The organism is Vibrio sp. 1751, assembly GCF_033339895.1.
In the GTDB taxonomy this organism is placed as follows: Bacteria; Pseudomonadota; Gammaproteobacteria; order Enterobacterales; family Vibrionaceae; genus Vibrio; species Vibrio alginolyticus.
On the sequence record NZ_JAWOVM010000063.1, the window covers coordinates 1 to 25,934 of the forward strand.

At 46.6% G+C, this 25,934-nt stretch carries 26 protein-coding genes and 1 pseudogene; 17 read left to right on the plus strand and 10 right to left on the minus strand.

The features are described 5' to 3' along the window. The 13 genes from R7041_RS17035 to glmU all read left to right on the plus strand — a co-directional run. On the plus strand, positions 1-287 hold a 287-nt coding region (locus tag R7041_RS17035), incomplete at its 5' end, for a 16S rRNA (guanine(527)-N(7))-methyltransferase RsmG (RefSeq protein WP_318126421.1). Positions 288-297: 10 nt separating this feature from the next. Next, entirely contained in the window at positions 298-1,071 is a 774-nt protein-coding gene (locus R7041_RS17040; RefSeq protein ID WP_062730793.1) for a ParA family protein, read from the plus strand. Positions 1,072-1,095: 24 nt separating this feature from the next. After that, a complete protein-coding gene (locus R7041_RS17045) occupies positions 1,096-1,977 on the plus strand; it encodes a ParB/RepB/Spo0J family partition protein (protein ID WP_005383840.1) in 882 nt (293 codons plus the stop codon). Between the two features lie 189 nt (positions 1,978-2,166). Further along, complete coding sequence (locus tag R7041_RS17050) at positions 2,167-2,556, plus strand: F0F1 ATP synthase subunit I (protein WP_005378921.1); 390 nt, start codon at positions 2,167-2,169, stop codon at positions 2,554-2,556. 8 nt (positions 2,557-2,564) lie between these two features. After that, on the plus strand, positions 2,565-3,377 hold the full coding sequence (gene atpB, locus R7041_RS17055; protein ID WP_005378922.1) for a F0F1 ATP synthase subunit A: 813 nt from the start codon (positions 2,565-2,567) through the stop codon (positions 3,375-3,377). A gap of 57 nt (positions 3,378-3,434) precedes the next feature. Beyond that, a complete protein-coding gene (atpE, locus tag R7041_RS17060; RefSeq protein ID WP_002540812.1) occupies positions 3,435-3,689 on the plus strand; it encodes a F0F1 ATP synthase subunit C in 255 nt (84 codons plus the stop codon). Between the two features lie 74 nt (positions 3,690-3,763). Further along, a complete protein-coding gene (atpF, locus tag R7041_RS17065; RefSeq protein ID WP_005378929.1) occupies positions 3,764-4,234 on the plus strand; it encodes a F0F1 ATP synthase subunit B in 471 nt (156 codons plus the stop codon). A gap of 14 nt (positions 4,235-4,248) precedes the next feature. Next, positions 4,249-4,782 (plus strand): F0F1 ATP synthase subunit delta, encoded by a 534-nt coding sequence (gene atpH, locus R7041_RS17070; RefSeq protein WP_005378930.1) that lies wholly within the window; start codon positions 4,249-4,251, stop codon positions 4,780-4,782. A 13-nt stretch (positions 4,783-4,795) separates the two neighbouring features. Beyond that, the gene (gene atpA / locus R7041_RS17075; protein WP_005378931.1) at positions 4,796-6,337 is read left to right on the plus strand and encodes a F0F1 ATP synthase subunit alpha; all 1,542 of its coding nucleotides are present in this window, start codon (positions 4,796-4,798) and stop codon (positions 6,335-6,337) included. A 44-nt stretch (positions 6,338-6,381) separates the two neighbouring features. Beyond that, the gene (atpG, locus tag R7041_RS17080) at positions 6,382-7,248 is read left to right on the plus strand and encodes a F0F1 ATP synthase subunit gamma (RefSeq protein ID WP_005378932.1); all 867 of its coding nucleotides are present in this window, start codon (positions 6,382-6,384) and stop codon (positions 7,246-7,248) included. A gap of 35 nt (positions 7,249-7,283) precedes the next feature. Further along, positions 7,284-8,687, plus strand: a complete 1,404-nt coding sequence (gene atpD, locus R7041_RS17085; RefSeq protein ID WP_005383849.1) for a F0F1 ATP synthase subunit beta — start codon at positions 7,284-7,286, stop codon at positions 8,685-8,687. 18 nt (positions 8,688-8,705) lie between these two features. Further along, entirely contained in the window at positions 8,706-9,128 is a 423-nt protein-coding gene (locus R7041_RS17090; RefSeq protein ID WP_005378937.1) for a F0F1 ATP synthase subunit epsilon, read from the plus strand. Positions 9,129-9,277: 149 nt separating this feature from the next. After that, a complete protein-coding gene (gene glmU / locus R7041_RS17095) occupies positions 9,278-10,639 on the plus strand; it encodes a bifunctional UDP-N-acetylglucosamine diphosphorylase/glucosamine-1-phosphate N-acetyltransferase GlmU (RefSeq protein WP_017635597.1) in 1,362 nt (453 codons plus the stop codon). 80 nt (positions 10,640-10,719) lie between these two features. On the opposite strand, the gene R7041_RS17100 is transcribed toward glmU, so the two are convergent. Then, complete coding sequence (locus tag R7041_RS17100) at positions 10,720-11,460, minus strand: amino acid ABC transporter permease (protein WP_005383852.1); 741 nt, start codon at positions 11,458-11,460, stop codon at positions 10,720-10,722. A 115-nt stretch (positions 11,461-11,575) separates the two neighbouring features. On the opposite strand from R7041_RS17100, the gene R7041_RS17105 reads away from it, so the two are divergent. Continuing rightward, positions 11,576-12,352: a transporter substrate-binding domain-containing protein gene (locus R7041_RS17105; RefSeq protein WP_005378944.1), complete on the plus strand. Its 777-nt coding sequence runs from the start codon at positions 11,576-11,578 to the stop codon at positions 12,350-12,352. A gap of 44 nt (positions 12,353-12,396) precedes the next feature. Here R7041_RS17105 and punC read toward each other — a convergent pair whose 3' ends face one another. Further along, positions 12,397-13,602: a purine nucleoside transporter PunC gene (gene punC / locus R7041_RS17110; protein WP_005378946.1), complete on the minus strand. Its 1,206-nt coding sequence runs from the start codon at positions 13,600-13,602 to the stop codon at positions 12,397-12,399. A gap of 152 nt (positions 13,603-13,754) precedes the next feature. Here punC and punR point away from each other — a divergent pair, with 152 nt between their 5' ends. After that, complete coding sequence (punR, locus tag R7041_RS17115; RefSeq protein ID WP_064368871.1) at positions 13,755-14,657, plus strand: DNA-binding transcriptional activator PunR; 903 nt, start codon at positions 13,755-13,757, stop codon at positions 14,655-14,657. A gap of 59 nt (positions 14,658-14,716) precedes the next feature. Here punR and ilvA read toward each other — a convergent pair whose 3' ends face one another. From ilvA to ilvG, 5 genes are read right to left on the minus strand one after another with little or no spacing between them, the layout of a single operon-like run. Further along, entirely contained in the window at positions 14,717-16,264 is a 1,548-nt protein-coding gene (ilvA, locus tag R7041_RS17120; protein ID WP_042523890.1) for a threonine ammonia-lyase, biosynthetic, read from the minus strand. 2 nt (positions 16,265-16,266) lie between these two features. Then, on the minus strand, positions 16,267-18,108 hold the full coding sequence (gene ilvD / locus R7041_RS17125; protein ID WP_005383859.1) for a dihydroxy-acid dehydratase: 1,842 nt from the start codon (positions 18,106-18,108) through the stop codon (positions 16,267-16,269). A gap of 13 nt (positions 18,109-18,121) precedes the next feature. Beyond that, positions 18,122-19,060, minus strand: coding sequence for a branched-chain-amino-acid transaminase (gene ilvE / locus R7041_RS17130; protein ID WP_206949712.1), 939 nt, complete (start codon positions 19,058-19,060; stop codon positions 18,122-18,124). 12 nt (positions 19,061-19,072) lie between these two features. Continuing rightward, entirely contained in the window at positions 19,073-19,357 is a 285-nt protein-coding gene (gene ilvM, locus R7041_RS17135; RefSeq protein ID WP_005378958.1) for an acetolactate synthase 2 small subunit, read from the minus strand. 11 nt (positions 19,358-19,368) lie between these two features. Then, entirely contained in the window at positions 19,369-21,015 is a 1,647-nt protein-coding gene (ilvG, locus tag R7041_RS17140) for an acetolactate synthase 2 catalytic subunit (RefSeq protein WP_005378960.1), read from the minus strand. A 465-nt stretch (positions 21,016-21,480) separates the two neighbouring features. On the opposite strand from ilvG, the gene R7041_RS17145 reads away from it, so the two are divergent. Beyond that, the gene (locus tag R7041_RS17145; RefSeq protein ID WP_206949713.1) at positions 21,481-23,004 is read left to right on the plus strand and encodes a YifB family Mg chelatase-like AAA ATPase; all 1,524 of its coding nucleotides are present in this window, start codon (positions 21,481-21,483) and stop codon (positions 23,002-23,004) included. Positions 23,005-23,062: 58 nt separating this feature from the next. On the opposite strand, the gene R7041_RS17150 is transcribed toward R7041_RS17145, so the two are convergent. Continuing rightward, positions 23,063-24,019: a DUF2860 domain-containing protein gene (locus tag R7041_RS17150; RefSeq protein WP_206949714.1), complete on the minus strand. Its 957-nt coding sequence runs from the start codon at positions 24,017-24,019 to the stop codon at positions 23,063-23,065. 149 nt (positions 24,020-24,168) lie between these two features. Here R7041_RS17150 and R7041_RS17155 point away from each other — a divergent pair, with 149 nt between their 5' ends. Beyond that, positions 24,169-25,047, plus strand: a complete 879-nt coding sequence (locus R7041_RS17155) for an acyltransferase (protein ID WP_017821568.1) — start codon at positions 24,169-24,171, stop codon at positions 25,045-25,047. A 46-nt stretch (positions 25,048-25,093) separates the two neighbouring features. On the opposite strand, the gene R7041_RS17160 is transcribed toward R7041_RS17155, so the two are convergent. Then, on the minus strand, positions 25,094-25,696 hold the full coding sequence (locus R7041_RS17160; protein ID WP_005379036.1) for a thiol:disulfide interchange protein DsbA/DsbL: 603 nt from the start codon (positions 25,694-25,696) through the stop codon (positions 25,094-25,096). Positions 25,697-25,730: 34 nt separating this feature from the next. After that, positions 25,731-25,934, minus strand: a pseudogene (locus R7041_RS17165) (stress response kinase A); the annotation flags it as partial.

The following is a 25,934-nucleotide window of genomic DNA, read 5'->3' on the forward strand; positions in this document are numbered from 1 at the left end:
TGAAAAACGTGACACCAATTCAAAGTCGCGTCGAAGAATTCCAACCTGAAGAAAAATTTGATGGCGTTTTGAGTCGAGCTTTTGCTTCAATGACAGACATGGTGGAATGGTGCCACCATTTGCCGAAACAAGAGCACGGGGTGTTTCTAGCGCTGAAAGGACAGCACCCTAAAGATGAAATGGATCAGCTTCCTGAATGGTGCAGTGTGACAGAGATCATATCTTTGGCTGTTCCTGAGTTGGAAGGTGATCGTCATCTAGTAATCTTATCGCGCAAGGAAAATTAGCGAGGTAATCGTGGGTAAAATTGTAGCAATCGCCAACCAGAAAGGTGGGGTCGGCAAAACAACAACGTGCATTAACTTAGCGGCTTCGATGGCGGCAACAAAGCGCAAGGTTTTGGTGATCGATCTCGACCCGCAAGGCAATGCTACGATGGCCAGTGGCGTGGATAAGTATATGGTCGACGCCACCGCATACGATCTTTTGGTCGAAGATACACCGTTCGATCAAGTCGCTTGTACCCAAACAACAGGGAAGTATGATTTGATCGCGGCGAACGGAGACGTAACCGCGGCAGAAATCAAATTGATGGAAGTTTTCGCTCGTGAAGTGCGTCTAAAAAATGCATTGTCGTCAGTTCGCGATAACTATGATTTCATCTTTATTGATTGTCCTCCTTCTCTAAACCTTCTTACAATCAATGCGATGGCGGCAGCTGACTCTGTGCTGGTGCCGATGCAATGTGAATACTTTGCGTTAGAAGGTTTAACTGCTCTTATGGATACAATCAGCAAGTTAGCGGCTGTTGTGAATGAAAACCTAAAAATCGAAGGTTTATTGCGTACCATGTACGACCCACGCAACCGCTTATCGAATGAAGTATCCGATCAACTTAAAAAACACTTTGGGAATAAAGTTTACCGTACTGTCATTCCGCGTAATGTTCGTTTGGCTGAAGCGCCAAGTCACGGTAAGCCAGCAATGTACTACGATAAGTACTCCGCAGGTGCCAAAGCGTATCTTGCTCTAGCGGGCGAAATGCTCCGCCGCGAAGAAATCCCAGTTTAACTCTAACCTAAGGAATTCAATCCCATGTCTAAGCGTGGTCTCGGAAAAGGACTGGATGCGTTATTGTCGACCAGTTCGTTTGCTCGTGAAAAACAGCATATTGCATCGCATAGCCAAGAATTATCGGCAGACGGTGAGTTAACCGATTTAGCGATTGGTCAATTGCAGCCGGGCGTATACCAACCGCGTAAAGATATGGCGCCTGAAGCGCTAGAAGAACTAGCGGCTTCGATTCAATCACAAGGCATTATTCAACCAATCGTGGTTCGCCAGGTCGAAAATGGTCAGTTTGAGATCATCGCAGGTGAGCGCCGCTGGCGTGCTGCAAGGCAGGCGGGTTTAAAACGCGTGCCGTGTTTGGTGAAAAAAGTTGAAGATCGTGCCGCCATCGCCATGGCGTTGATTGAAAACATTCAACGTGAAGACTTGAATGTGATTGAGGAAGCCCAAGCGCTTGAGCGTCTACAAGATGAATTCACGCTGACACATCAGCAAGTGGCCGATGTGATTGGTAAATCAAGAACGACGGTGAGTAACCTATTACGTCTGAATCAGTTGGAAGTTGATGTAAAAGGTCTGGTTGCAGATAAAAAATTGGAAATGGGTCATGCTCGAGCTCTGTTAGCGTTAGAAGGCGAACAGCAAGTCGAAGTAGCTCAACAAGTGGCTAAGAAGCAAATGACTGTTCGCCAAACTGAACAGTTAGTAAAAAAGTGCTTAGCCCCACAAAATGAGCAAAAAGGGCAACAAGAGGATACCGAAGCCGAGCAAATGTCGCATAAATTGAGTCAGCTGCTTGATGCAAAAGTTTCTCTTACCCGTTCTGCAAACGGAAAAGCGAAATTGACGATAAGTCTTGATGAGCCTCACAAATTGGACCAACTAATTGCCAAGCTTGAGGCCTAGATGAGATAATTGATTTAGGTCAATTAATCTAATTAATCGAATTTTGTGCGAAAGTTGTCGTTTTGTAAACAAAACTGTAAGTTTTTGATGCAATCGAATTGCTTTACGTTGAACTGAACGTATAATTTTCGCCAATTTCCCAGCACAGAGAGTTAAGTGCGAAGTGGATATTACTAGAGGTACGAATACATGGTAGCTGCGTTAGCTAGACCAGGACGAGAGCTCGCAAGGCAATTGTTAATGATCCAGTCTGGCGCGGTTATTTTTGTGGCAGCAGGAATGGCGGTAGCCATAAATCCTGACTGGGGATTTTCAGCGCTGATTGGCGGAGGCATTTTTGTTGTTGCCAATGCAGTATTCGCGCTGTGTGCTTTCATGTTTAGTGGAGCTCGCGCTGCCAAGCGCATCGCTGCTTCCTTCTATACGGGTGAAGTACTGAAAATTCTCATCACGGTTGCACTGTTCTATGTTGCCTACATGTATATGCAGGTGGAACTTGTTCCCCTCAAACTAACCTATTTGCTGGTACTAGGTATTAATATCTGTGCACCAGTGCTATTCATTAACAACAAAAAATAGGATGAGTTATGGCTGCGCCAGGTGAAGCGCTAACATCGTCCGGTTACATTGCCCACCACCTTTCTAACCTATCGCTATACAAGTTGGGTTTAGTAGGGTCGGAGACAAGTTTCTGGAACGTACATATCGATAGCCTGTTTTTTTCTTGGTTTACTGGTTTAATCTTCCTCGGAATTTTTTACAAAGTAGCAAAGAGAACAACAGCGGGTGTACCGGGTAAGCTTCAGTGTGCTGTAGAAATGATCGTTGAATTTGTCGCCGATAACGTCAAAGACACGTTCCATGGACGCAACCCACTGATCGCGCCTTTAGCACTGACTATCTTTTGTTGGGTATTTTTGATGAACGTGATGGACTTAGTTCCTATCGACTTCTTACCATACCCAGCAGAGCATTGGCTAGGTATTCCTTACCTTAAGGTTGTACCGTCTGCTGATGTGAATATCACCATGGCTATGGCTCTAGGCGTTTTTGCATTGATGATTTACTACAGCATCAAAGTAAAAGGTCTAGGTGGATTCGCAAAAGAACTTGCACTACATCCATTCAATCACCCACTGATGATTCCGTTTAACCTACTAATTGAAGTGGTATCGCTATTAGCGAAACCTCTATCACTTGGTATGCGTCTATTCGGTAACATGTTCGCGGGTGAGGTTGTATTCATTCTTTGTGCGGCAATGCTACCATGGTACTTACAATGGATGGGTTCACTACCGTGGGCAATCTTCCATATCTTGGTTATTACGATTCAAGCCTTCGTATTCATGATGTTGACAATTGTTTACCTGTCAATGGCACACGAAGATCCTGATCATTAATTTTTTTAAAGCTTTTTATTTGGGCACTAAGCCAACAACTATAAATTGGAGATAGTAATGGAAACTTTACTGAGCTTTTCTGCAATCGCCGTAGGTATTATCGTCGGTCTTGCTTCTCTTGGTACAGCGATTGGTTTCGCACTGCTAGGTGGTAAATTCCTAGAAGGTGCTGCACGTCAACCAGAAATGGCTCCTATGCTACAAGTTAAGATGTTCATCATCGCGGGTCTACTTGATGCGGTTCCAATGATCGGTATCGTAATCGCGCTACTATTCACTTTCGCAAACCCATTCGTTGGTCAACTAGGTTAATCACCTTTAACTCGGGACGGGCGATTATCGCTTGTCACTGATTAACACTAAGTCCAAATAGAGGGGTAGCTGTTGTGAACATAAACGCAACTCTGCTAGGTCAAGCAATCTCGTTCGCACTATTTGTGTGGTTCTGCATGAAGTATGTATGGCCACCATTGATGCAAGCGATCGAAGAGCGTCAGAAGAAAATTGCTGATGGTCTTCAAGCAGCAGAACGTGCTGCGAAAGACTTGGATCTAGCACAAGCCAACGCTTCTGATCAATTGAAAGAAGCGAAGCGCACAGCAACTGAGATCATCGAACAAGCGAACAAACGTAAGTCTCAAATTCTTGATGAAGCTCGCGAGGAAGCTCAGGCAGAACGCCAGAAAATCCTAGCGCAAGCAGAAGCAGAACTTGAAGCTGAACGCAATCGTGCACGCGATGAGCTGCGCAAACAAGTTGCTACTCTGGCTGTAGCTGGTGCTGAGAAAATCCTTGAGCGTTCTATCGATAAAGATGCGCAAAAAGATATTCTCGACAACATTACTGCAAAACTTTAAGTCTGGGGGCGCATATGTCTGATTTGACTACTATCGCACGCCCCTATGCTAAAGCAGCCTTCGACTTTGCTTTAGAGAAAGACCAGTTGGACCAATGGGGCCAAATGTTATCTTTTGCTGCTGAAGTGGCCAAAAACGAACAAATGAACGAACTACTAACGGGTTCGGTTTCTGCTGATAAAATGGCAGAAATTTTTGTTGCAGTTTGCGGCGAACAAGTTGATGCGCACGGTCAAAACCTTTTGAAGGTAATGGCTGAGAATGGTCGTTTAGCGGCCCTTCCTGATGTTTGTAAAGAGTTTTTTACTCTGAAAAAAGAACATGAGAAAGAAATTGATGTTGAAGTAATTTCAGCAACAGAGCTTTCTGATGAACAACTTGCAAACATTGGCAGCAAACTTGAAAAGCGTCTTGAACGCAAAGTGAAGCTGAATTGCAGTGTAGATGAGACCCTACTTGGTGGGGTTATTATTCGAGCCGGAGACCTAGTCATCGATGACTCAGCGCGTGGTCGTTTGAACCGCCTGAGCGATGCATTGCAGTCTTAATGGGGATTGGAGCATGCAACTTAATTCCACGGAAATTAGCGATCTGATCAAACAACGTATCGAATCTTTCGAAGTTGTTAGTGAAGCTCGCAACGAGGGTACTATCGTATCGGTAAGCGATGGTATCATCCGCATCCACGGCCTAGCGGACGTGATGCAAGGTGAAATGATTGAATTACCGGGTGGCCGTTATGCACTGGCACTTAACCTTGAGCGTGACTCGGTTGGTGCGGTTGTAATGGGCCCATATGCTGACCTTAAGGAAGGCATGAAAGTTACAGGTACTGGCCGCATTCTTGAAGTGCCAGTTGGTCCAGAACTACTAGGCCGCGTAGTAAACACGCTGGGTGAGCCTATCGATGGTAAAGGTCCAATCGAAGCGAAAATGACTTCGCCTGTAGAAGTGATCGCACCAGGTGTAATCGACCGTAAATCGGTAGACCAACCTGTGCAAACTGGTTATAAGTCAGTTGACTCAATGATCCCAATCGGTCGTGGTCAGCGTGAGCTTATCATCGGTGACCGTCAGATTGGTAAAACAGCACTGGCGATCGACGCGATCATCAACCAGAAAGACTCTGGTATTTTCTCTATCTACGTAGCAATCGGTCAGAAAGCATCGACTATCGCTAACGTTGTTCGCAAACTAGAAGAGCACGGCGCACTACAAAATACTATCGTTGTAGTTGCATCAGCTTCTGAATCTGCAGCGCTTCAATACCTAGCGCCTTACGCAGGTTGTGCGATGGGTGAATACTTCCGCGATCGCGGTGAAGACGCACTGATTGTTTACGATGATCTATCTAAGCAAGCGGTAGCTTACCGTCAGATCTCTCTACTACTTAAACGTCCACCAGGCCGTGAGGCATTCCCAGGTGACGTATTCTACTTACACTCGCGTCTACTAGAGCGTGCAGCTCGTGTAAACGAAGAGTACGTAGAGCGTTTCACTAACGGTGAAGTGAAAGGTAAGACTGGTTCTTTGACTGCTCTTCCTATCATCGAAACTCAAGCAGGTGACGTTTCAGCATTCGTACCGACTAACGTAATCTCGATTACCGATGGTCAGATCTTCCTACAAACTGAGCTATTCAACGCTGGTGTTCGTCCTGCTGTTGACCCTGGTATCTCAGTATCTCGTGTAGGTGGTTCAGCTCAGACGAAAATCATCAAGAAACTATCAGGTGGTATCCGTACAGCACTAGCTGCATACCGTGAACTAGCGGCATTTGCTCAGTTCTCTTCTGACCTTGATGACGCAACGAAGAAACAGCTAGACCATGGTCAAAAAGTTACAGAACTAATGAAGCAGAAGCAGTACGCTCCAATGTCTGTATTTGACCAAGCTCTAACTATCTTCGCGGCAGAGCGCGGTTACCTTGATGATGTAGAACTTAACAAAGTTCTAGATTTCGAGGCGGCTCTACTATCGTACGCTCGCGGTCAATACGCTGAACTAGCAGCTGAGATCGACAAGTCTGGCGCTTACAACGATGAAATCGAAGCTCAGTTGAAGAAACTGACTGACGACTTCAAAGCAACCCAAACTTGGTAATTAGGTCGGTGGCAGTTTCTGCCACCAACTAACGGAGAGTAACGATGGCCGGCGCAAAAGAGATACGTAATAAAATCGGTAGTGTTAAAAGCACTCAGAAAATTACGAAAGCGATGGAAATGGTAGCAGCTTCAAAAATGCGTCGTTCTCAAGATGCAATGGAAGCTTCTCGTCCATACGCTGAAACAATGCGTAAAGTGATCGGTCATGTGGCTAACGCAAACCTAGAGTACCGTCATCCGTACCTAGAAGAGCGTGAAGCTAAACGTGTTGGTTACATCATCGTTTCGACAGACCGTGGTCTGTGTGGTGGTTTGAACATTAACGTGTTCAAAAAAGCCGTTACAGACATGCAAGCATGGAGAGAGAAAGGTGCTGAGATTGAGCTAGCCGTTGTTGGCTCAAAAGCAACAGCTTTCTTTAAACATGGTGGCGCAAAAGTTGCGGCACAGGTTTCTGGTCTTGGAGATAATCCAAGCCTACAAGACCTAATCGGCTCTGTTGGCGTAATGCTGAAGAAATACGATGAAGGTGAACTGGACCGTCTATATGTAGTATTCAACAAGTTTGTAAATACTATGGTTCAGCAACCAACGATCGATCAATTGCTACCTTTGCCTAAATCGGACAGCGAAGAGATGCAGCGTGAGCATTCATGGGACTACATCTATGAGCCTGAACCAAAACCTCTACTGGATACGCTATTAGTGCGTTACGTAGAGTCTCAGGTATACCAAGGTGTGGTTGAGAACCTTGCTTGTGAGCAAGCGGCTCGAATGATTGCGATGAAGGCTGCAACGGATAACGCAACCAGTTTGATTGACGATTTGGAACTTGTGTACAACAAAGCCCGTCAGGCTGCGATTACACAAGAACTATCAGAAATCGTTGGTGGTGCAGCTGCGGTTTAAGCTTAGGTAAAACGAAATAGTTTAGAGGATTAACGATGGCTACAGGTAAGATCGTACAGATCATCGGTGCGGTAGTCGACGTAGAGTTCCCACAGAGCAATGTACCTAGTGTATATGACGCTCTAAACGTAACGGACTCAAAAGAGCGTCTAGTTCTTGAAGTTCAACAACAGCTAGGCGGTGGCGTAGTTCGTTGTATCGTAATGGGTAGCTCTGATGGTTTACGTCGTGGAGTAGAAGTGGTTAACACTGGCGCTCCAATTTCAGTACCAGTAGGTACTAAAACTCTAGGTCGTATCATGAACGTCCTAGGTGACGCGATTGACGAGCGTGGTGAAGTGGGTGCGGAAGAGGTTTACTCTATCCACCGTAGTGCACCAAGCTACGAAGAGCAATCAAACGAAATTGCACTTCTAGAAACGGGCGTTAAAGTAATCGACCTAATTTGTCCATTCGCTAAGGGTGGTAAAATCGGTCTATTCGGTGGTGCAGGTGTAGGTAAGACCGTTAACATGATGGAACTTATCAACAACATCGCACTACAGCACTCAGGTCTATCAGTATTTGCTGGTGTTGGTGAGCGTACTCGTGAAGGTAACGATTTCTACTACGAGATGCAGGAAGCGGGCGTTGTAAACGTTGAGAAGCCTGAAGAATCAAAAGTAGCGATGGTTTACGGTCAGATGAACGAGCCACCAGGTAACCGTCTACGTGTTGCACTGACTGGTCTAACAATGGCAGAGCGTTTCCGTGACGAAGGTCGTGACGTACTACTGTTCATTGATAACATCTACCGTTACACACTTGCAGGTACAGAGGTATCAGCACTACTAGGTCGTATGCCTTCTGCGGTAGGTTACCAGCCAACTCTTGCAGAAGAGATGGGTGTACTCCAGGAGCGTATCACGTCAACGAAATCAGGTTCTATCACGTCTGTACAGGCGGTATACGTACCAGCGGATGACTTGACTGACCCGTCTCCAGCAACAACGTTCGCGCACTTGGATGCAACGGTTGTACTTAACCGTAACATCGCTGCAATGGGTCTATACCCTGCGATCGACCCGCTAGATTCAACATCTCGTATGCTTGATCCACTAGTCGTTGGTCAAGATCACTACGAAGTTGCTCGTGGTGTTCAGCAGACTCTTCAGCGCTACAAAGAGCTGAAAGATATCATTGCTATCCTAGGTATGGACGAGCTATCTGAAGAAGATAAGCAAGTTGTATCTCGTGCACGTAAGATTGAGCGTTTCCTAACTCAGCCTTACCACGTAGCAGAAGTATTTACAGGTGACCCTGGTATTTACGTACCTCTAAAAGAGACTCTACGTGGCTTTAAAGGCCTACTAGCTGGTGAATACGACGACATTCCTGAGCAGGCATTTATGTACTGCGGTAGCATCGACGATGCTATTGAGAATGCGAAGAAGCTATAAGGCTAACTAGGAGGCGATATGGCAGCAATAACCTTTCACCTAGACGTAGTAAGCGCTGAGAAGAAAATCTTCTCTGGTCGTGTTGAAACGTTTCAGGTGACCGGTAGCGAAGGTGAACTTGGTATTTTCCATGGTCACACACCGCTGCTGACCGCTATCAAGCCTGGTATGGTGCGTATTGTGAAACAGCACGGCCACGAAGAAATTATTTATGTTTCTGGTGGTATGGTAGAGATTCAGCCTGGTACAGCGACTGTACTAGCTGATACAGCTATCCGTGGTGAAGAGCTAGACGCAGCGAAGGCAGAAGAAGCCAAACGCCGCGCTGAGGAGCAAATCCAGAATCAGCATGGTGACATGGACTTCGCACAAGCGGCCAGTGAACTGGCTAAAGCCATTGCTCAGCTACGAGTTATCGAGCTGACAAAAAAGCGTCGCTAAGCTCAATTAGCAACGTTGCATGAAAAAAGGCGGCCAATTGGTCGCCTTTTTGATTAATTTTAGTTGGAAATTTACATCCCACCATTAACTAATCCTTCCAAGGTGTTTAAAATAACGCCCAATTAAAATAGAACGTCAATAGGTTATTAATGAAATTCAGTGCTGTGATCCTTGCTGCGGGTAAAGGTACCCGTATGTATTCAAACATGCCTAAAGTGCTACACACTTTGGCAGGGAAGCCAATGGCAAAACATGTTATCGATACATGTACAGGTCTTGGCGCACAAAACATCCACTTAGTATATGGTCACGGTGGTGATCAAATGCAGCAAACTCTAGCAGAAGAGCCTGTAAACTGGGTACTGCAAGCGGAGCAACTAGGTACAGGTCATGCGGTTGATCAAGCGTCTCCGAAGTTTGAAGACGATGAAAAAGTACTGGTGCTTTACGGTGATGTTCCACTGATTTCAGCTGAAACGATTGAAAACCTATTAGATGCACAGCCAACAGGCGGTATTGCACTACTAACAGTGATTCTAGATAACCCGACAGGCTATGGTCGTATTATCCGTAAGAATGGTCCTGTTGTGGCGATCGTTGAGCAAAAAGATGCAACAGAAGAACAAAAACAAATTAAAGAGATCAATACTGGCGTGATGGTTGCGACTGGTGGGGATCTTAAGCGTTGGTTGTCTGGCTTAAACAACAACAACGCACAAGGCGAATACTACCTAACTGACGTTATTGCAGCTGCACACGATGAAGGTCGTGCCGTTGAGGCAGTACACCCAGTCAATGCCATTGAGGTGGAAGGGGTCAATGACCGCGCACAGCTTGCTCGTCTAGAGCGTGCTTTCCAGTCAATGCAAGCTCAGAAGCTGCTAGAGCAAGGTGTCATGCTACGCGATCCAGCACGCTTTGATTTGCGTGGTGAGTTACAGTGCGGTATGGACTGTGAAATCGACGTGAATGTTATCATCGAAGGTAAAGTTTCACTGGGTGATAACGTGGTTATCGGTGCGGGTTGTGTACTGAAAGATTGTGAAATCGACGACAACACCATCGTTCGCCCTTACAGTGTGATTGAAGGTGCAACGGTTGGTGAAGAATGTACGGTTGGTCCATTTACTCGCCTTCGTCCTGGTGCTGAAATGCGTAACGATTCCCATGTGGGTAACTTCGTTGAAGTGAAAAATGCGCGCATCGGAGAAGGTTCAAAAGCGAACCACCTAACTTACTTAGGTGATGCAGAGATCGGTCAACGTACTAACATCGGTGCAGGTACTATCACTTGTAACTACGATGGTGCGAACAAGTTTAAAACCATCATCGGTAATGATGTTTTTGTTGGTTCTGATAGCCAACTGGTGGCGCCTGTCACTATCGCTGATGGCGCAACCATCGGTGCTGGCACGACACTAACAAAAGATGTTGAAGAAGGTGAGTTAGTAATTACTCGCGTCAAAGAGCGCAAAATTACTGGCTGGCAGCGTCCTGTAAAACAGAAATAAGCATTACCTACACTCTGTCTCTATATTGTCAAAGCCGCTCAACAAGAGCGGCTTTGTTGTTTCTAGCTAAGGCTTCATCGCTAGTAGCTAGGAATGGCAATACGTTTTTCGAGCCAACGAACGGCTTGAGATACAAATAGGATGAGCAACAAGTACTCCAAAACGAGGAAGGTATAAATTTCTAGGGGTAAGTACTCATTCACCACCAGCTCATTAGCACGGCGAGTGAGATCGCTTAAACCAATCACGCTGACTAAAGAACTCATCTTGAGAATGTAGACAAATTGATTGCCCAGTGGAGGGAGGATTTGTCGAAATGCTTGGGGAAGAATTACCAGGCGCATCTTTTGCCAATAGCTTAAGCCCAAAGATTCAGCCGCTTCATGTTGGCCACGGCTGATAGCTTGTATCCCACCGCGAAACACTTCCGCCATAAACGCACTCTCAGCGATAGTCAGTGCAATAACACCCGCCCAAAAGTGATTGAGTGAGACATCCAATAGTGTAGGCATGCCGTAATACACCCAAAGTAGTAAGACTAAAACTGGCACTGAACGGATCACCTCGACATAAATACGGTTTATCCACTTCAGAGAGGCAGAGTCCGACAGAGCGGGTAACGCAACGATCAGGCCCAAGCTCATCGCAAATAACATACTGAGGAGTGATACCTGAATGGTGTCATTAAACCCAGCGATTAAAAACTTTAGATTGGTGAGCCCTTGATCCGTCGAAGGGTCAAGTACATACCAGCCCCATTGATAATCTGAACAACCAGTGAGTAATAGCAGTGAAAACAGCCATAGAGTTCGAAACGTCACATTTACTCCCTGAATTAACTAAAAAACTTCCTTTGTTACTGCTATGTTATCAGTAGAGCTCTAATAAAGGTTAATTATTAAATCGTATAAGGTCATTATTTTTAAGGGAATAAAAATGAGAAAGATTTTACTAGTGCTAGGAATGTGTTTGCTTGCTGCGACTCAAGTCGCTCACGCTGAAAGCCGTCTTCAATCTATTTTAGACAATGGCGTACTCCGAGTTGGAACGACGGGAGATTGGAATCCGATGACGATGAAAGACCCCGCGACAAACAGTTATCGTGGCTTCGATATCGATGTAACAACAGAACTTGCTAAAGATCTCGGTGTAAAAGTGGAGTATGTTCCCACGGATTGGAAGACGCTAGTTAATGGCATTACCGCCAACAAATACGATATTACTGGCAGCGCATCTCTGAACATGTCGCGCGCGAAAGTAGCTGGATACAGCCAGCCATATTTCTACCTTGCCTTTGTACCTGTGGTGCAAAAGAAAGATCTCGCCAAATTCTCTGATTGGGCGGATTTTAATAAACCAGAAGTAAAAGTCGCGGCGACGTTAGGTACGGTACAAGAAAAAATGGTGAAAGAGTTCTTCCCGTCTGCTCAGCATATTGTTATTGAAGCGCCAGCGCGCGACTTCCAAGAACTACTAGCTCGCAGGGCCGATGTATCGGTGACGTCCAATGTGGAAGCTGCGACGTTGGTGGACAAGTTTAAACAGTTGGCGATAGTGCCAGTGACCGCACCGCGTAAACCAACCCCAATTGCTATGTTGTTGCCGCAAGACGATCAAGTATGGATTAATTACATCAATCACTGGGTTGAGTTGAAAAAGACTCAAGGCTTTTTTAAGCAGACTGCCAAGAAGTGGGGGTTGAAAAGCTTATAAACAGAAAGAGCCGCATTGCGCGGCTCTTTTTATTATCTGAACAATTAAAGTTCGTCTTCACTCACGACTCGGGCGTTGTCAGGAGTCGTAAAGTGCTTGGATAATTCGCGATTCGACAGAATGTATCCCATCCACAGCCCACCCATACAGATGATGATTGCGATGCCAGTAACCATCTGAGCTTGGCTTGCCATTGCGGCTACCAATGCACTTGAGAAGCTACTTACACAGATTTGCAGGCTGTTTTGCAGACCTGCTGCTGTTGCAGGGCTCTGTTGTGCGCTGGCCAGTGCACGGTTTACCACGATTGGGTACAGCGCGCCGTTAGCAACGGCAATCAAACAGAATGGCGCAAGAATAGGCCAAATCGATGACAGCTCCCACTGTGAAGCAATGAAAATCATTAATGCCGCGACACTAAATAGGCCAATCAGTTGGCGCAGAACCTTTTCATCACCAAATTTTCGAACGCCTACTTTACCTAAGTAGCCACCAGCCATAAACGCGATAGTTTGTGGGATAAAGCTCAAACCAATATCTTTTGCTTCGTAGCCCAGTTGCGCCATGATTTCTGGCATCCCAGTTAGGTAAGCAAAGAATGCAGCCGAAGCCGTCGCAAACATAAACACGTTGCCAAGGTACTTTTTAGAACTCAGCAGCGCTTTGATGTCGGCAGACATACTGGTTTGTTTGATTTCTGCTTTCTCGTCTTTTTGGGCCATGGTCGCAAAGACCAAGAAGACACCAACTAGTGTTAGCGTAATAAAGATACTGTGCCAGCCGAAGTTATCTGCCAACACAACCCCTAATTGAGGTGCTAGTGCTGGTGATAGCGCGACGAGTGGCATGATTGTCGCAAAAATTTGTTGGCTACTGCTTGAGTAGCGCTTAATGACCATAGCCTGCCAGATCACGGCTGGTGCACACACACCGATAGCTTGGATAAAGCGCAGTGTGAGTAGTTGCCATACTTGATCACAGAAAGCCAAACCGAATGACGCGATAGTAAATAGCACCAACCCGGCTGCGAGTGTATTACGATGGCCAAATTTATCGGATGCCAATCCCCACATTAGTTGACCAATCGCCATACCAACGAGGAATACCGTTAAAGAGAGCGCAATTTGCTCAGGGCCTGTTGCAAAGTCGATTTCCATCGCTTTGAATGCTGGCAGATACATATCGGTAGCAACGAAGCCAAGCATCGATAATGCTGCCAGATAAATGAGCTGTAGTTTTGAGATTTTCATGATTCAACCAGTCAAATTATTTAATCATTTTTTAATCAACATCAGTTGGCGCCAACCCTGATTTATTTACCTTATTATTCTATTTTTCGATTTTGAGAAAATAAAACGCTAAAATTGTTGGTTATCAATCAAATTTTTTGAAAGGTTAAATCATGTTCTCTAAAGCGTCTTTGGAAATGCTGGATACGGTTGCCCGTTTAGGCAGTTTCACCGCTGCGGCTGAGGTATTGCATAAAGTCCCCTCAGCCATCAGCTATGGAGTAAGGCAGGTCGAGCAAGATTTAGATGTGGTGCTGTTTCGACGTTTACCAAGGAAAGTCGAGCTAACTCCAGCGGGTGAACTTTTTATGGCCGAGGCGCGCTCTTTGCTGCGTCAAATGGAAGAGGTGAAAGCACAAACGCGGCGAGCGGCTCAAGGATGGAAAAGCACGTTAAAGCTGACCTTAGATAACGTGGTGAAGTTAGAAAAACTCAAACCTTTGGTGGAAGATTTCTATCGCGAGTTTGAATTTGCTGAATTGCAGATCAATATGGAGGTCTTCAATGGTTCTTGGGAAGCCATAGCACAAGGTCGAGCCGACATTGTCGTTGGCGCGACATCTGCGGTTCCCGTTGGGGGAGATTTTGAAGTCAAAGATATGGGCGTATTAGATTGGGCATTTGTAATGTCACCCGCTCATCCTTGCGTTCGACAACAAGTGCTTACTGAAGCGTTTGTGAGTCAATTTCCGGCGATCTGTCTTGATGATACTTCGAACGTGCTGCCAAAACGCCATACTGGCCATTATCCGCAACAGCGCCGATTATTATTGCCCAATTGGTATAGTGCGATTGAATGTTTAAAAAATGGGGTGGGCGTGGGTTACATGCCACGTCATATTGCAACACCCTTAATCAATGATGGTGCACTGGTGGAGAAGGTCATGCCGGATGATAAACCGCTCAGTCACTGCTGCTTAGTATGGCGCAAAGATGATAATCATAAATTGATCCAGTGGATGGTGGACTATCTTGGGTCGCCTAATCAGCTACATAAAGATTGGTTACAGTCATAAAAAACACCTCGCTAATGCGAGGTGTTGTGTTGTCTTTGATATATTTGAAATGTGGCGTTTTATGACAAGAAAAACTTATACGATGGGTTGTCTGTCTCGTCTTTGCATTGATAGCCAAGTTCACGTAAATGTGCAGAAAACTGAGCTAAATCGCTTTCATCTAACTCGAAACCACATAAAACACGTCCGTAGTCAGCGCCGTGGTTACGGTAGTTGAACAAGCTGATATTCCAATGAGTACCGAGTGTGCTTAAGAACTTGAGTAGCGCTCCCGGATATTCTGGGAATTCAAAGCTGTAGAGGCGCTCTTTAAGCGGCTTAGACGGCTTACCACCAACCATGTAGCGCACGTGCAGCTTCGCCATTTCATCATCAGACAAATCAACCACTGGGTAGCCACCATCACGTAAGTCGTGAATGATATGTTCTAGCTCTTCCTGACCGCCTTGCAAACGCACACCGACAAAGATATTTGCCAATGCGTCATCGTTGTAGCGGTAGTTAAACTCCGTTACGGCGCGGCCGCCAATGAGGTTACAGAACTCAAAGAAGGCACCTTGACGCTCAGGAATGGTGACGGCAAGCAAACCTTCACGTTTCTCACCAAGCTCGCAACGCTCAGAAACATAACGTAAGCCATGGAAGTTAGTGTTGGCACCAGACAGCACAGTACCTAAATTCTTACCTTGCAGTTTGTTTTGCTCAGCAAACTTCTTCAAACCCGCCAGAGCAAGCGCGCCAGAAGGCTCTGCAATCGCACGGGTGTCTTCAAAGATGTCTTTTACTGCTGCGCAGATTTCATCGCTAGAGACTGCAATATGGCCATCAATGTACTTTTGGCATAGACGAAACGTCTCTTCACCAATGCGTTTTACTGCAACGCCATCGGCAAACATGCTGACCTGGTCTAATACTACTGGTTCACCTGCATCCAATGCCGCTTTGAGGCATGAAGAATCTTCTGGCTCGACCGCAATCACTTTGATTTCTGGCATTAGCTGCTTCACGAGTACCGCAACACCGGCAGCCAAACCGCCACCACCGACAGGGACGAAGATGTAATCAAGGTGACCATTTTGCTGCAGCATTTCCATGCCGATGGTGCCTTGACCTGCAATCACCAGTGGGTGATCGAAAGGAGGGACAAATGTGTACCCATGCAGATCAGAAAGGCGTTCCGCTTCCGCTTTTGCCTCATCAAAGTTGCTGCCGTGCAGCACTACATTGCCACCGAAGCCACGTACCGCATCGACTTTGATGTCTGGTGTGGTTTTGGGCATCACGATGGTGGTCTTGATGCCTAGCTTAGTACCAGAGAGCGCCATGCCTTGAGCGTGGTTACCTGCCGATGCTGCAATGACACCAGCGGCTTTTTGTGCTTCAGATAAACTCGCCACCATGTTGTATGCACCGCGCAATTTGAACGAGTGTACGGGTTGGCGATCTTCACGCTTGATCTGCACGTTATTCCCGATACGTGCAGATAAACGAGGCATTTCTTGCAGTGGCGTCACTGTTGCTACTTCATAAACAGGTGCGCGAAGGATTTGGCGCAGATAATCTGCACCAGTTTGGTTCACTTGTTTTTCGGGTTGAGCTTCCATCATTGCTAGCCCTCTAGCTTCGACTTGTCTCGTACTGCACCCTTGTCAGCACTGGTTGCCATACTCGCGTACGCTTTGAGTGCAAAGGAAACTTCACGTTGGCGGTCAACTGGTTTCCAGCCTAGTTCGTCTTGTTTTGCACGGCGCTCAGCAAGTTCTTGTTCAGACACTTGGAGTGAAATTGAACGGTTTGGAATATCAATTGCGATCATATCGCCTTCTTTTACCAGGCCAATTGCACCGCCGTTTGCTGCTTCAGGAGAGGCGTGACCGATTGACAGACCTGATGTGCCGCCAGAGAAACGGCCGTCAGTCAGAAGTGCACACTCTTTGCCAAGGCCCATCGATTTTAGATAAGTGGTTGGGTAAAGCATTTCTTGCATGCCCGGACCACCTTTAGGGCCTTCGTAACGGATAACAACCACGTCGCCTGCTTTTACTTTGCCACCCAAGATGCCTTCTACGGCGTCTTCTTGGCTTTCGAAAACTACGGCTGGGCCAGTGAATTTATGAATGCTCTCATCCACACCAGCAGTCTTAACGATACAACCATCTAATGCGATGTTGCCTGATAGAACGGCTAGGCCACCTTCTTGGCTAAAGGCATGATCGATAGTACGAATACAACCTTCCGCACGGTCGTCATCAAGGCGATCCCAGCGACAATCTTGTGAGAATGCTTGTGTAGTACGAATACCTGCAGGACCTGCGCGGTAGAACTTAAGTACTTCTTCGTCTTCAGTTTGGATGATGTCGTATTTTGCGAGCTGCTCTTTCATGGAAAGACCAAGTACGGTGCGCGCATCATTGTGTAGAAGACCTGCACGATCTAACTCACCAAGAATTGCCATGACGCCACCTGCGCGGTGTACGTCTTCCATGTGATATTTCTGGGTAGATGGTGCCACTTTACACAGGTGCGGTACTTGGCGAGACAGGCGATCGATATCTTCCATATCAAAATCAACTTCGCCTTCTTGCGCTGCTGCCAATAAGTGCAAAATCGTATTGGTTGAGCCACCCATTGCGATGTCCAGTGCCATCGCATTTTCAAAGGCATCAAAGGTTGCGATGTTGCGTGGCAATGCGGATTCGTCATCTTGCTCGTAGTAACGACGAGTCAGTTCAACAATGCGTCGACCCGCGTTAAGGAATAGCTGTTCACGGTCTGCGTGAGTCGCCAACATAGAACCGTTGCCCGGCTGAGAAAGACCGAGTGCTTCAGTTAAACAGTTCATCGAGTTTGCGGTAAACATGCCTGAACACGATCCACACGTTGGACATGCGCTGCGTTCGATCTGCTCGCTTTGCTCATCAGACACTTTTGGATCCGCGCCTTGGATCATCGCATCTACAAGGTCTAGTTTGATGATCTGATCAGAAAGCTTGGTTTTACCCGCTTCCATTGGACCACCAGAAACAAAGATAACCGGGATGTTGAGACGCATAGATGCCATCAACATTCCCGGAGTGATTTTGTCGCAGTTAGAGATACATACCATGGCATCGGCACAGTGCGCGTTGACCATGTACTCCACAGAGTCTGCGATCAGTTCGCGTGAAGGCAGTGAGTACAGCATGCCGCCGTGACCCATTGCGATACCATCATCAACCGCGATGGTGTTGAATTCTTTCGCAATACCGCCAGCTTTTTCGATTTCGCGTGCTACAAGCTGACCCATGTCTTTCAGGTGTACGTGACCCGGAACAAATTGAGTAAACGAGTTTACAACGGCGATGATTGGTTTACCGAAGTCTTCTTCTTTCACACCCGTTGCACGCCACAGTGCTCGTGCACCCGCCATGTTACGACCATGTGTGGTGGTAGCTGATCTATATTTTGGCATTTCCTAATCCTTCTTACTTCTGTTCTGGGTACACATAGTCTAACCAGCCCCACTTATCTTCCGTGGTGCCGTCAAATAGGCCAAAGTAGGCTGCTTGTAGTTCTTTAGTGATAGGGCCGCGCTTACCAGCGCCCACTTCAATCTTGTCGATGGTTGCCACTGGTACAATCTCAGCCGCAGTACCTGTCATGAAGACTTCATCGGCAAGGTAAAGGGCTTCACGAGCAATGTTCGCTTCACGTACTTCGTAGCCTTTATCGCGTGCAATTGTCATGATCGAGTCACGAGTGATGCCCGGTAGAATCGCGCTAGTTGCTGGTGGTGTGGTGATTACGCCATCTTTGATAACGAAGATGTTTTCACCAGCCCCTTCCGATAGGTAACCATCTACGCTTAGCGCAATACCTTCGTCGTAACCGTGACGACGCGCTTCACCACCAACCAGTAGTGAAGATAGGTAGTTACCGCCTGCTTTAGCCGCAGTTGGGATGGTGTTTGGCGCAGCGCGGTTCCAGCTTGAAATCATCGCATCGACACCTTTTTCTAGCGCTTCTTCGCCTAAGTAAGAGCCCCAAGGAAATGCTGCAATGATTAGATCCATCTCAGTGCCAACTGGTGGACATACGCCTAAGCCAACATTACCGACAAAACCCAATGGACGAATGTAAGCGCTGTCGAGTTTGTTTTGGCGCAGTGTTTCGCGGGTCGCTTCCATGATTTCCTCTACAGAGAAAGGGATCGGAAAGCGGTAAATCTTGGCGGAATCTTTTAAACGTTGTGCATGCTCACGGTGACGGAAGACTATTGGGCCTTTTGGTGTGTTGTAACAGCGCACGCCTTCAAACACGGATGTGCCATAGTGCATTGCGTGAGTCAGAACGTGAACGTTCGCCTCTGCCCATGGAACCATCTCACCATTAAACCAAATGAAATCTGCAGTTTTCGTTGCCATTTGTTGCCTTCCTTATGCACTTACGTGTTGTTGTAAGTTGTGATTTGGCAGTTCATCGTTGCGGATTTTTAGCACCTCAACCTTACGAACGTCCCACAACTTCTCTATTTGATTGATCAAAAACGAGATTGGTCGATCGCTGTCGACGATGATCTCGACGCTGGCTACTTTGCTTTCGTGGTTTTGCGTAGCAGCGACTTGTTTGATCACGAAGCCTCGGTGACGAATCACACGTAGAACGCGCTCCAACAGTACCGGTTTGTCATCGGCTTTGATGTCGAGTAAATATCTGTCCATGCGATTGTCTCCTATGTATTTTCCAACATATCACTGTTTGATGCGCCAGGTGGCACCAATGGCCACACGTTTTCTTCTTCATCAATCAAAACGTGAAGCATGTAAGAAGTTTCACTCGCTAGCATCTCTTTGAGAGCAGGTTCGACTTCTTCTTTCTTGGTGATGGTTTTGCCCGGGATATCGAACGCTTTTGCTAACATCACGAAATCTGGGTTGTCATCAAGAATGGTTTCACTGTGGCGACCGTCAAAGAATAATGACTGCCATTGGCGAACCATGCCAAGACGTTGGTTATTAAGAAGGACAATCTTCACTGGAATCTGCCGACGCTTCAGCGTGCCCAATTCCTGAACGTTCATCATAAATGAACCGTCACCTGTAATAAGGATAGACTGATCATCAGGACGTGCGACTGCAGCACCCATCGCTGCTGGCAAGCCAAAGCCCATGGTGCCAAGGCCAGCAGAAGTGATGAAATTTTGTGGTTCGCGTGGCTGGATATGTTGCGCTGCCCACATCTGATGCTGACCGACGTCGGTCGAGACAATTGAGCTATCTGGCATCATGTCAGACAGTTGTTTAAGCAATAGCGGTGCGTAGATTAACTCGCCCGGGTGGTCGTAACGCCACTTAAAGCCGCTGCGCAGACTTTCACTGTGATGAACCCACGGTGAAATATCTTGAGTCAGCTCTAGCTGAGGAAGAATGGTGTTGATGTCGCCACGTAATGGTGCGTTGGCGTGGCGCAGTTTATGAATCTCCGCAGCATCAATGTCGATATGAATCACTTTCGCATTTGGTGCAAACGTGTCGAGCTTACCCGTCACACGGTCATCAAAACGCGCGCCAACCACAATCAATAGATCGGCTTCTTGAACCACTAGGTTGGCGGCTTTGGTGCCGTGCATACCCAACATACCAAGATAGTGAGGATCATGGCGTTCAATGGTACCGAGACCTTTTAATGTGCTAACTGCAGGCATTGGGTTTAAGCGAAGAAATTCGCGTACTGCATCGGTTGCTTTCGCAAGTTGCACGCCACCACCAACATACAACACTGGGCGAGTAGATGCTGCCAGCACATCTTGCGCACGTTTGATATCTTCAGCGCTGACATCTTCGATTGCTGGTGCTATGTATGGAGGAAGAAGGTCTGTGGGTGCTTGAGCGAGTTGAACGTCTTTGGCGATATCGACAATGACAGGACCCGGACGACCGGTTTTTGCGACCTCAAAGGCTTCGGCAAGTGTCGGAGCTAGATCTTCAATTTCGGTCACGAGATAGCTGTGCTTAGTACAGGCTAGGGACATTCCGATCACATCCATTTCTTGGAATGCATCGGTACCGATATGAGAGCTAGCTACCTGGCCTGTGATGGCAACTAGAGGTACGGAGTCAAGGAAAGCGTCGGCAAGGCCGGTAACAAGGTTAGTGGCTCCTGGGCCGGAAGTTGCCATGCACACAGCAACGTCTTGAGTGGAACGAGCCATCCCGATAGCAGCCATAGCGGCCCCTTGCTCGTGACGGCATAGGATGTGTTCCACCCCACCGTCATACAAAGCATCATAGATTGGCATGATGGCCCCGCCGGGGTAGCCAAAAACGGTTTCGATGCCTTGCTGTCTTAAAGCGGCTACGACAAGTTGTGCACCAGTCATCGTAAACCTCCTTTGCTACGTTGTGGCTCGTAGCGATTGCCATATTTATTGCACTTCATGTGCACTCCCATTCTTCCCGTTAAACTGTCCGAGGGTTAGACAGATGACAACTTGTAGTTGTAAAAAAACCCCCGGACTTTTCAGTGCGGGGGTTTTTTGTAATTTGTGGTTACCTTTCGCCCACAATACCCCGCGCGGTGCCAATAATGACCACGATAATCAGGGCTAGCAGTGCGTTGATATGAGCGAAAAGGTTCATCTGTCTGTCGTTCTTTTTTCGTTAAAAAATGTTGTGTAATGTTCTACGAAATTGTTTGCGTCATTAGTGGTATCACACAATTCCGCTGCATGACAAGCAAAAAGTCATTCTTTTTTCACATTAACTCTCAATTGGGACGCGGTATATAACATAACCAACTAGATAAAACATTTGTTTACAGAGTGTTCAAAAAAATTGAGGAACGTATGGGGCTGGCAATCATTCATAGTCGAGCAAGCGTCGGGGTGCAAGCGCCATCGGTTAGTGTAGAAGTTCATATCAGCAACGGCATGCCAGGGTTTACCTTAGTAGGCTTGCCAGAGACAACGGTAAAAGAGTCCAAAGATCGCGTACGCAGTGCGATCATTAATTCTAACTTTCAATTTCCTGCTAAGCGGATCACCGTGAACTTGGCTCCGGCAGATCTACCCAAGGAGGGAGGGCGTTTTGATCTTCCTATTGCATTGGGAATTTTGGCCGCTTCGGAGCAAATCGCGACAGATAAGCTCAAAAACTACGAATTTGTTGGTGAGTTAGCACTATCTGGTGGTCTAAGACCTGTAAAAGGTGTGCTGCCTGCTGCGCTGGAAGCCAGTAAGATTCAACGTCATTTGGTCGTCCCACATGTGAATGGCGATCAGGCGGCGCTAGTGGGGAAGGAACAACATAAATCGGCCCAATCATTACTGGAAGTATGTGCCGAGCTTTGTGGTCAACATCGACTGAATCTTTTTCAAACGCCTAAGCGAAAAACGATCGAAAAACATGGTCGAGACTTACAAGATATTATTGGCCAACAACAAGGTAAGCGAGCACTGGAGATTGCTGCCGCTGGAAACCACAACTTACTTTTCCTTGGCCCGCCAGGTACTGGAAAAACGATGTTGGCTTCGCGTTTGTGTGACTTATTACCGGAAATGAGTGACGAAGAAGCAATGGAAACCGCTTCGGTGGCATCGTTGACTCAGAGTGAAATTAATGAGCATAACTGGAAGTCGCGTCCGTTTCGTTCTCCGCATCATTCAAGTTCAATGGCGGCATTAGTCGGCGGTGGTTCGGTACCCAGACCAGGGGAGATCTCTTTAGCCCACAACGGGTTATTGTTTCTCGATGAAATGCCCGAATTTGATCGTAAAGTTCTGGACTCGTTACGCGAACCGCTCGAATCTGGCGAGATCATTATCTCTCGAGCGCAAGGTAAAACACGCTTTCCGGCTCGTTTCCAATTAGTTGGAGCATTGAACCCAAGCCCGACAGGATATTACGAAGGCAATCAAGCGCGCACCAATCCACAAGCTATTTTGCGCTACCTTGGTCGATTATCTGGACCACTGTTAGATCGCTTTGATATGTCTTTAGAAATCCCAGCTTTGCCCAAAGGGACATTAGCAGAAGGTGGTGATCGCGGTGAGCCGACTGCTATCGTAAAAGCGCGTGTGAGCCATGCGCGTAACAATATGCTAAACCGCAGTGGTAAGGTCAATGCACTGCTAGGTAGTCGAGAAATTGAGGCGTTTTGTCCCTTGCACAAGAGTGATGCTGAGTTTCTTGAAACCGCTTTGCACCGTTTAGGGCTCTCGATTCGTGCATATCATCGTATTATCAAAGTGGCGCGAACAATCGCCGATCTGGATGGGGCGGAGCAAATTAAACGAACGCACTTGGCCGAGGCGCTTGGGTATCGAGCGATGGACCGTTTACTGAAACAGCTTACGGCGCAAGCGGTATAGAGACATGCAAAATGTCATCGCAACAAGAGTTGTGAGCGCCTTGTTGCGATGAAGGACGTTAGAAGGTGTAGTTGAGACCAAGCGACAATAGGTACTCTTTCTCCTCATAAAACGTGATATTCGAGTCAGTTTGGCTATAGCCGGCTAAAGAAATGAACGACCAGTCTTGCCAGTCAAATACGTTTTGATATTCGTAGGCCGCAAATAGGCTGATGGTGTCGTCATTTCGTGTTTTAGCAAAAGTTTGGCTAGCGGCTTGATAGTCTTTCCATGCGTAACCCGCGGTGAGAGCCAATCGATGGCGATTGATAAATTTAAACCAGCTGATGTCAAACCCGTACGAATCAAATGACTCCGCCTTACCGTCGGCATCTTGATTGATGTAGGTGAAAGCGGGTTGCAACATAGACGTTTGGTTGAGTGGAATGCGATAGTCGCCTTTGACATAGTAAAGTTTAGCATCGCGAGCAAGTGAGCGGTCTGTCACTTCCTCCTGCTCGATGTCTTTATCAGCATAAGCAAGATCAAGGTTGAAGTTCTTATCAATTAACCCTTTGATCTGAAAGCGATATGCATTGCCGTCAACATCCGTCTCTTTACGTGCGGTTCCTACTTGATAAGGGTTGCGCCAAGTTTCGCCTTTGAGTACCGTCGGCAGATAGGAAACATCGAGCACGGTGCCAGATTGTAGCTCGTGTTGATAGCCCAACTGAAAAGCGAGTGTACCTACCGCGACATCTGAGCGTGTGGTACCGGCGTAAACTTGGTGGTTGAGTCGGCTACCAAAGGTGTATGTCACACTCCCTAGCGGTGCAGCTATAACAGAACTGTCACTATCGGCACGCTTATCGAGAGAATCGATGGTGTTACTATTTTCTGTATTGAAATTGGATTCTGATGATATGAATCCGGCATTCAGCGAAATTTCACCGCCAAAACCTGCGGTTTCAGCGAGTTGAGCCTGAGCAGAACTGACGACAAAGGCCAAAGGCAAGAGAAGTAGCCTTGGTTTCATTCGTTATCTCCTTGTTGTCGAATGAGTGGTGCACATATTGGTTGCGGTAACAAATCTGACCATTTCCACGCATGTTCCAATGTGGCAAAGGCGCAGTATAATTACACGCTGTTTTATTCTTCACACATTATCACTGTTGTTTGACTATCATGTTGGCATATTTGTTATTTTTTTTTAACGCTTCTTTTGTGATTCTCAATTCTGCGGTTTGTTCACTCGCAATTTGTGTTATCGCTGTATTTAAAATATTGCTTCCTGGCGTAAAGCTAAAAGCGATAGCGACCGTTTGTGCCAATAAGGTGATGTGGTTATGGGCTACCGTTAATGCGTGCATTCTGGCGGTATCTAACCGTGTTGAGTGGGATGTTCAGGGCGGTGAAGCGCTTAAAAAAGACGGGTGGTATCTGCTGATCAGTAATCATCTCAGTTGGACAGATATTGTTGTGCTTTGCTGCGTGTTTAAAGACCGTATTCCCATGCCGAAGTTTTTCCTCAAGCAACAACTGCTGTATGTGCCTTTCATCGGGATGGCGTGTTGGGCGCTCGACATGCCATTTATGCGTCGCTATTCGCGAGAGTATCTGATCCGCAATCCTCATAAGCGAGGTCAAGATTTAGAAACGACACGTCGCTCGTGCGCTAAATTCAAACACACTCCAACCACAGTGGTTAACTATGTCGAAGGAACCCGATTTACCGAAGAAAAGCAGCGTAAGAGTAAAGCAAACTATCAATATTTGCTGCAACCAAAATCGGGCGGGATTGCGTACACGTTAGCGGCGATGGGGGAACAGTTCGAGAGCATTATCGACGTTACGTTGGCGTACCCAGAAAATACGCATAAACCGTTCAAGGATTTATTGATGGGCCGCATGAGCAAGGTGGTTGTGCGTGTAAATGTGTTACCCGTTGATGAAAGAGTGCTTGGTGATTACTTCAACGATAAGCCCTATAAGCGGCAATTTCAACAATGGCTGAGTGATGTGTGGCAAGAAAAAGATCGGTTACTACAAGAGATTTACAAGTAAACAAAAGGGGAGCGACGTGCTCCCCTTTTGATTGATATCGATGTGCTTATTTTAGTGTCAGCAAGTAGTTCACCAGAGAGAAGTACTCATCCATCGTTTTGATGCTTTGTGCTTGAACTAGGTATTTGTTGTTAACGATAACCGCAGGAACGCCGGTTAGACCGCTGTTTTCAAATTGCTTGTCCATACGGCGAACCATTGAATCAACCGCGAAGCCTTTGAATGCAGAATCGAATTTTTTCGCATCTACACCTTCATCAAGGAAGATTTGACGAAGTTCTTCATCATTACGTGGTGCTTTCTTTAGATTGTGGATGCGGTTAAACATCACTGGCACCATTTTGTCTTCCACTTTTAATGCAACCATCGTTGCGTAGGCTTTGCTCATTGATGGGCCCATGTTGCCACCCATGAAAGAAACGTGGTTTTTTAATAGCTTAGTACCTTCTGGTAACTGCTTTTTCAGTTGCTGGATAACCGGTTCAAAGCTATTACAGTGCGGGCAGTAGAAAGAGAAAAACTCCGTCACAAGAGGTTTTTTTGATGCCTCAAGATCCAATACTTTGTAATGTTCACCTTCTTTGAATTGCGCTGCATGTGCCGACAGGCTTAACATCAGCATAGAAAACAGTGCGAACAGTTTTTTCATCGAAATATCTCCATTTTTGAATTTTTGGCCTGACTTACCACTGAGGCATTAAAGACAGCGGTGCTTCTTCTAAAGCGGCGATCTGCTCTTTAAATGCAAGGACCTGACCTTCCCAGTATTTTGGCTCATTAAACCATGGAAAAGCGAGAGGAAATGCAGGGTCATGCCAACGTTTTGCTAGCCATGCCATATAGTGCACCATTCGTAGACCGCGAAGTGGCTCGATTAGTTTCAATTC

What these genes read in the sequence shown, in the direction of transcription:
- R7041_RS17150 (WP_206949714.1), bottom strand. Translation starts at nt 24,019, where the DNA reads ATGAAACCAAGGCTACTTCTCTTGCCTTTGGCCTTTGTCGTCAGTTCT.
- punC (WP_005378946.1), bottom strand. Translation starts at nt 13,602, where the DNA reads ATGAAAATCTCAAAACTACAGCTCATTTATCTGGCAGCATTATCGATG.
- atpE (WP_002540812.1), top strand. Translation starts at nt 3,435, where the DNA reads ATGGAAACTTTACTGAGCTTTTCTGCAATCGCCGTAGGTATTATCGTC.
- atpB (WP_005378922.1), top strand. Translation starts at nt 2,565, where the DNA reads ATGGCTGCGCCAGGTGAAGCGCTAACATCGTCCGGTTACATTGCCCAC.
- ilvD (WP_005383859.1), bottom strand. Translation starts at nt 18,108, where the DNA reads ATGCCAAAATATAGATCAGCTACCACCACACATGGTCGTAACATGGCG.
- R7041_RS17090 (WP_005378937.1), top strand. Translation starts at nt 8,706, where the DNA reads ATGGCAGCAATAACCTTTCACCTAGACGTAGTAAGCGCTGAGAAGAAA.
- atpG (WP_005378932.1), top strand. Translation starts at nt 6,382, where the DNA reads ATGGCCGGCGCAAAAGAGATACGTAATAAAATCGGTAGTGTTAAAAGC.
- R7041_RS17045 (WP_005383840.1), top strand. Translation starts at nt 1,096, where the DNA reads ATGTCTAAGCGTGGTCTCGGAAAAGGACTGGATGCGTTATTGTCGACC.
- ilvE (WP_206949712.1), bottom strand. Translation starts at nt 19,060, where the DNA reads ATGGCAACGAAAACTGCAGATTTCATTTGGTTTAATGGTGAGATGGTT.
- R7041_RS17050 (WP_005378921.1), top strand. Translation starts at nt 2,167, where the DNA reads ATGGTAGCTGCGTTAGCTAGACCAGGACGAGAGCTCGCAAGGCAATTG.
- R7041_RS17155 (WP_017821568.1), top strand. Translation starts at nt 24,169, where the DNA reads ATGTTGGCATATTTGTTATTTTTTTTTAACGCTTCTTTTGTGATTCTC.
- R7041_RS17160 (WP_005379036.1), bottom strand. Translation starts at nt 25,696, where the DNA reads ATGAAAAAACTGTTCGCACTGTTTTCTATGCTGATGTTAAGCCTGTCG.
- glmU (WP_017635597.1), top strand. Translation starts at nt 9,278, where the DNA reads ATGAAATTCAGTGCTGTGATCCTTGCTGCGGGTAAAGGTACCCGTATG.
- atpH (WP_005378930.1), top strand. Translation starts at nt 4,249, where the DNA reads ATGTCTGATTTGACTACTATCGCACGCCCCTATGCTAAAGCAGCCTTC.
- R7041_RS17145 (WP_206949713.1), top strand. Translation starts at nt 21,481, where the DNA reads ATGGGGCTGGCAATCATTCATAGTCGAGCAAGCGTCGGGGTGCAAGCG.
- atpD (WP_005383849.1), top strand. Translation starts at nt 7,284, where the DNA reads ATGGCTACAGGTAAGATCGTACAGATCATCGGTGCGGTAGTCGACGTA.
- ilvG (WP_005378960.1), bottom strand. Translation starts at nt 21,015, where the DNA reads ATGACTGGTGCACAACTTGTCGTAGCCGCTTTAAGACAGCAAGGCATC.
- R7041_RS17105 (WP_005378944.1), top strand. Translation starts at nt 11,576, where the DNA reads ATGAGAAAGATTTTACTAGTGCTAGGAATGTGTTTGCTTGCTGCGACT.
- ilvA (WP_042523890.1), bottom strand. Translation starts at nt 16,264, where the DNA reads ATGATGGAAGCTCAACCCGAAAAACAAGTGAACCAAACTGGTGCAGAT.
- ilvM (WP_005378958.1), bottom strand. Translation starts at nt 19,357, where the DNA reads ATGGACAGATATTTACTCGACATCAAAGCCGATGACAAACCGGTACTG.
- atpA (WP_005378931.1), top strand. Translation starts at nt 4,796, where the DNA reads ATGCAACTTAATTCCACGGAAATTAGCGATCTGATCAAACAACGTATC.
- punR (WP_064368871.1), top strand. Translation starts at nt 13,755, where the DNA reads ATGTTCTCTAAAGCGTCTTTGGAAATGCTGGATACGGTTGCCCGTTTA.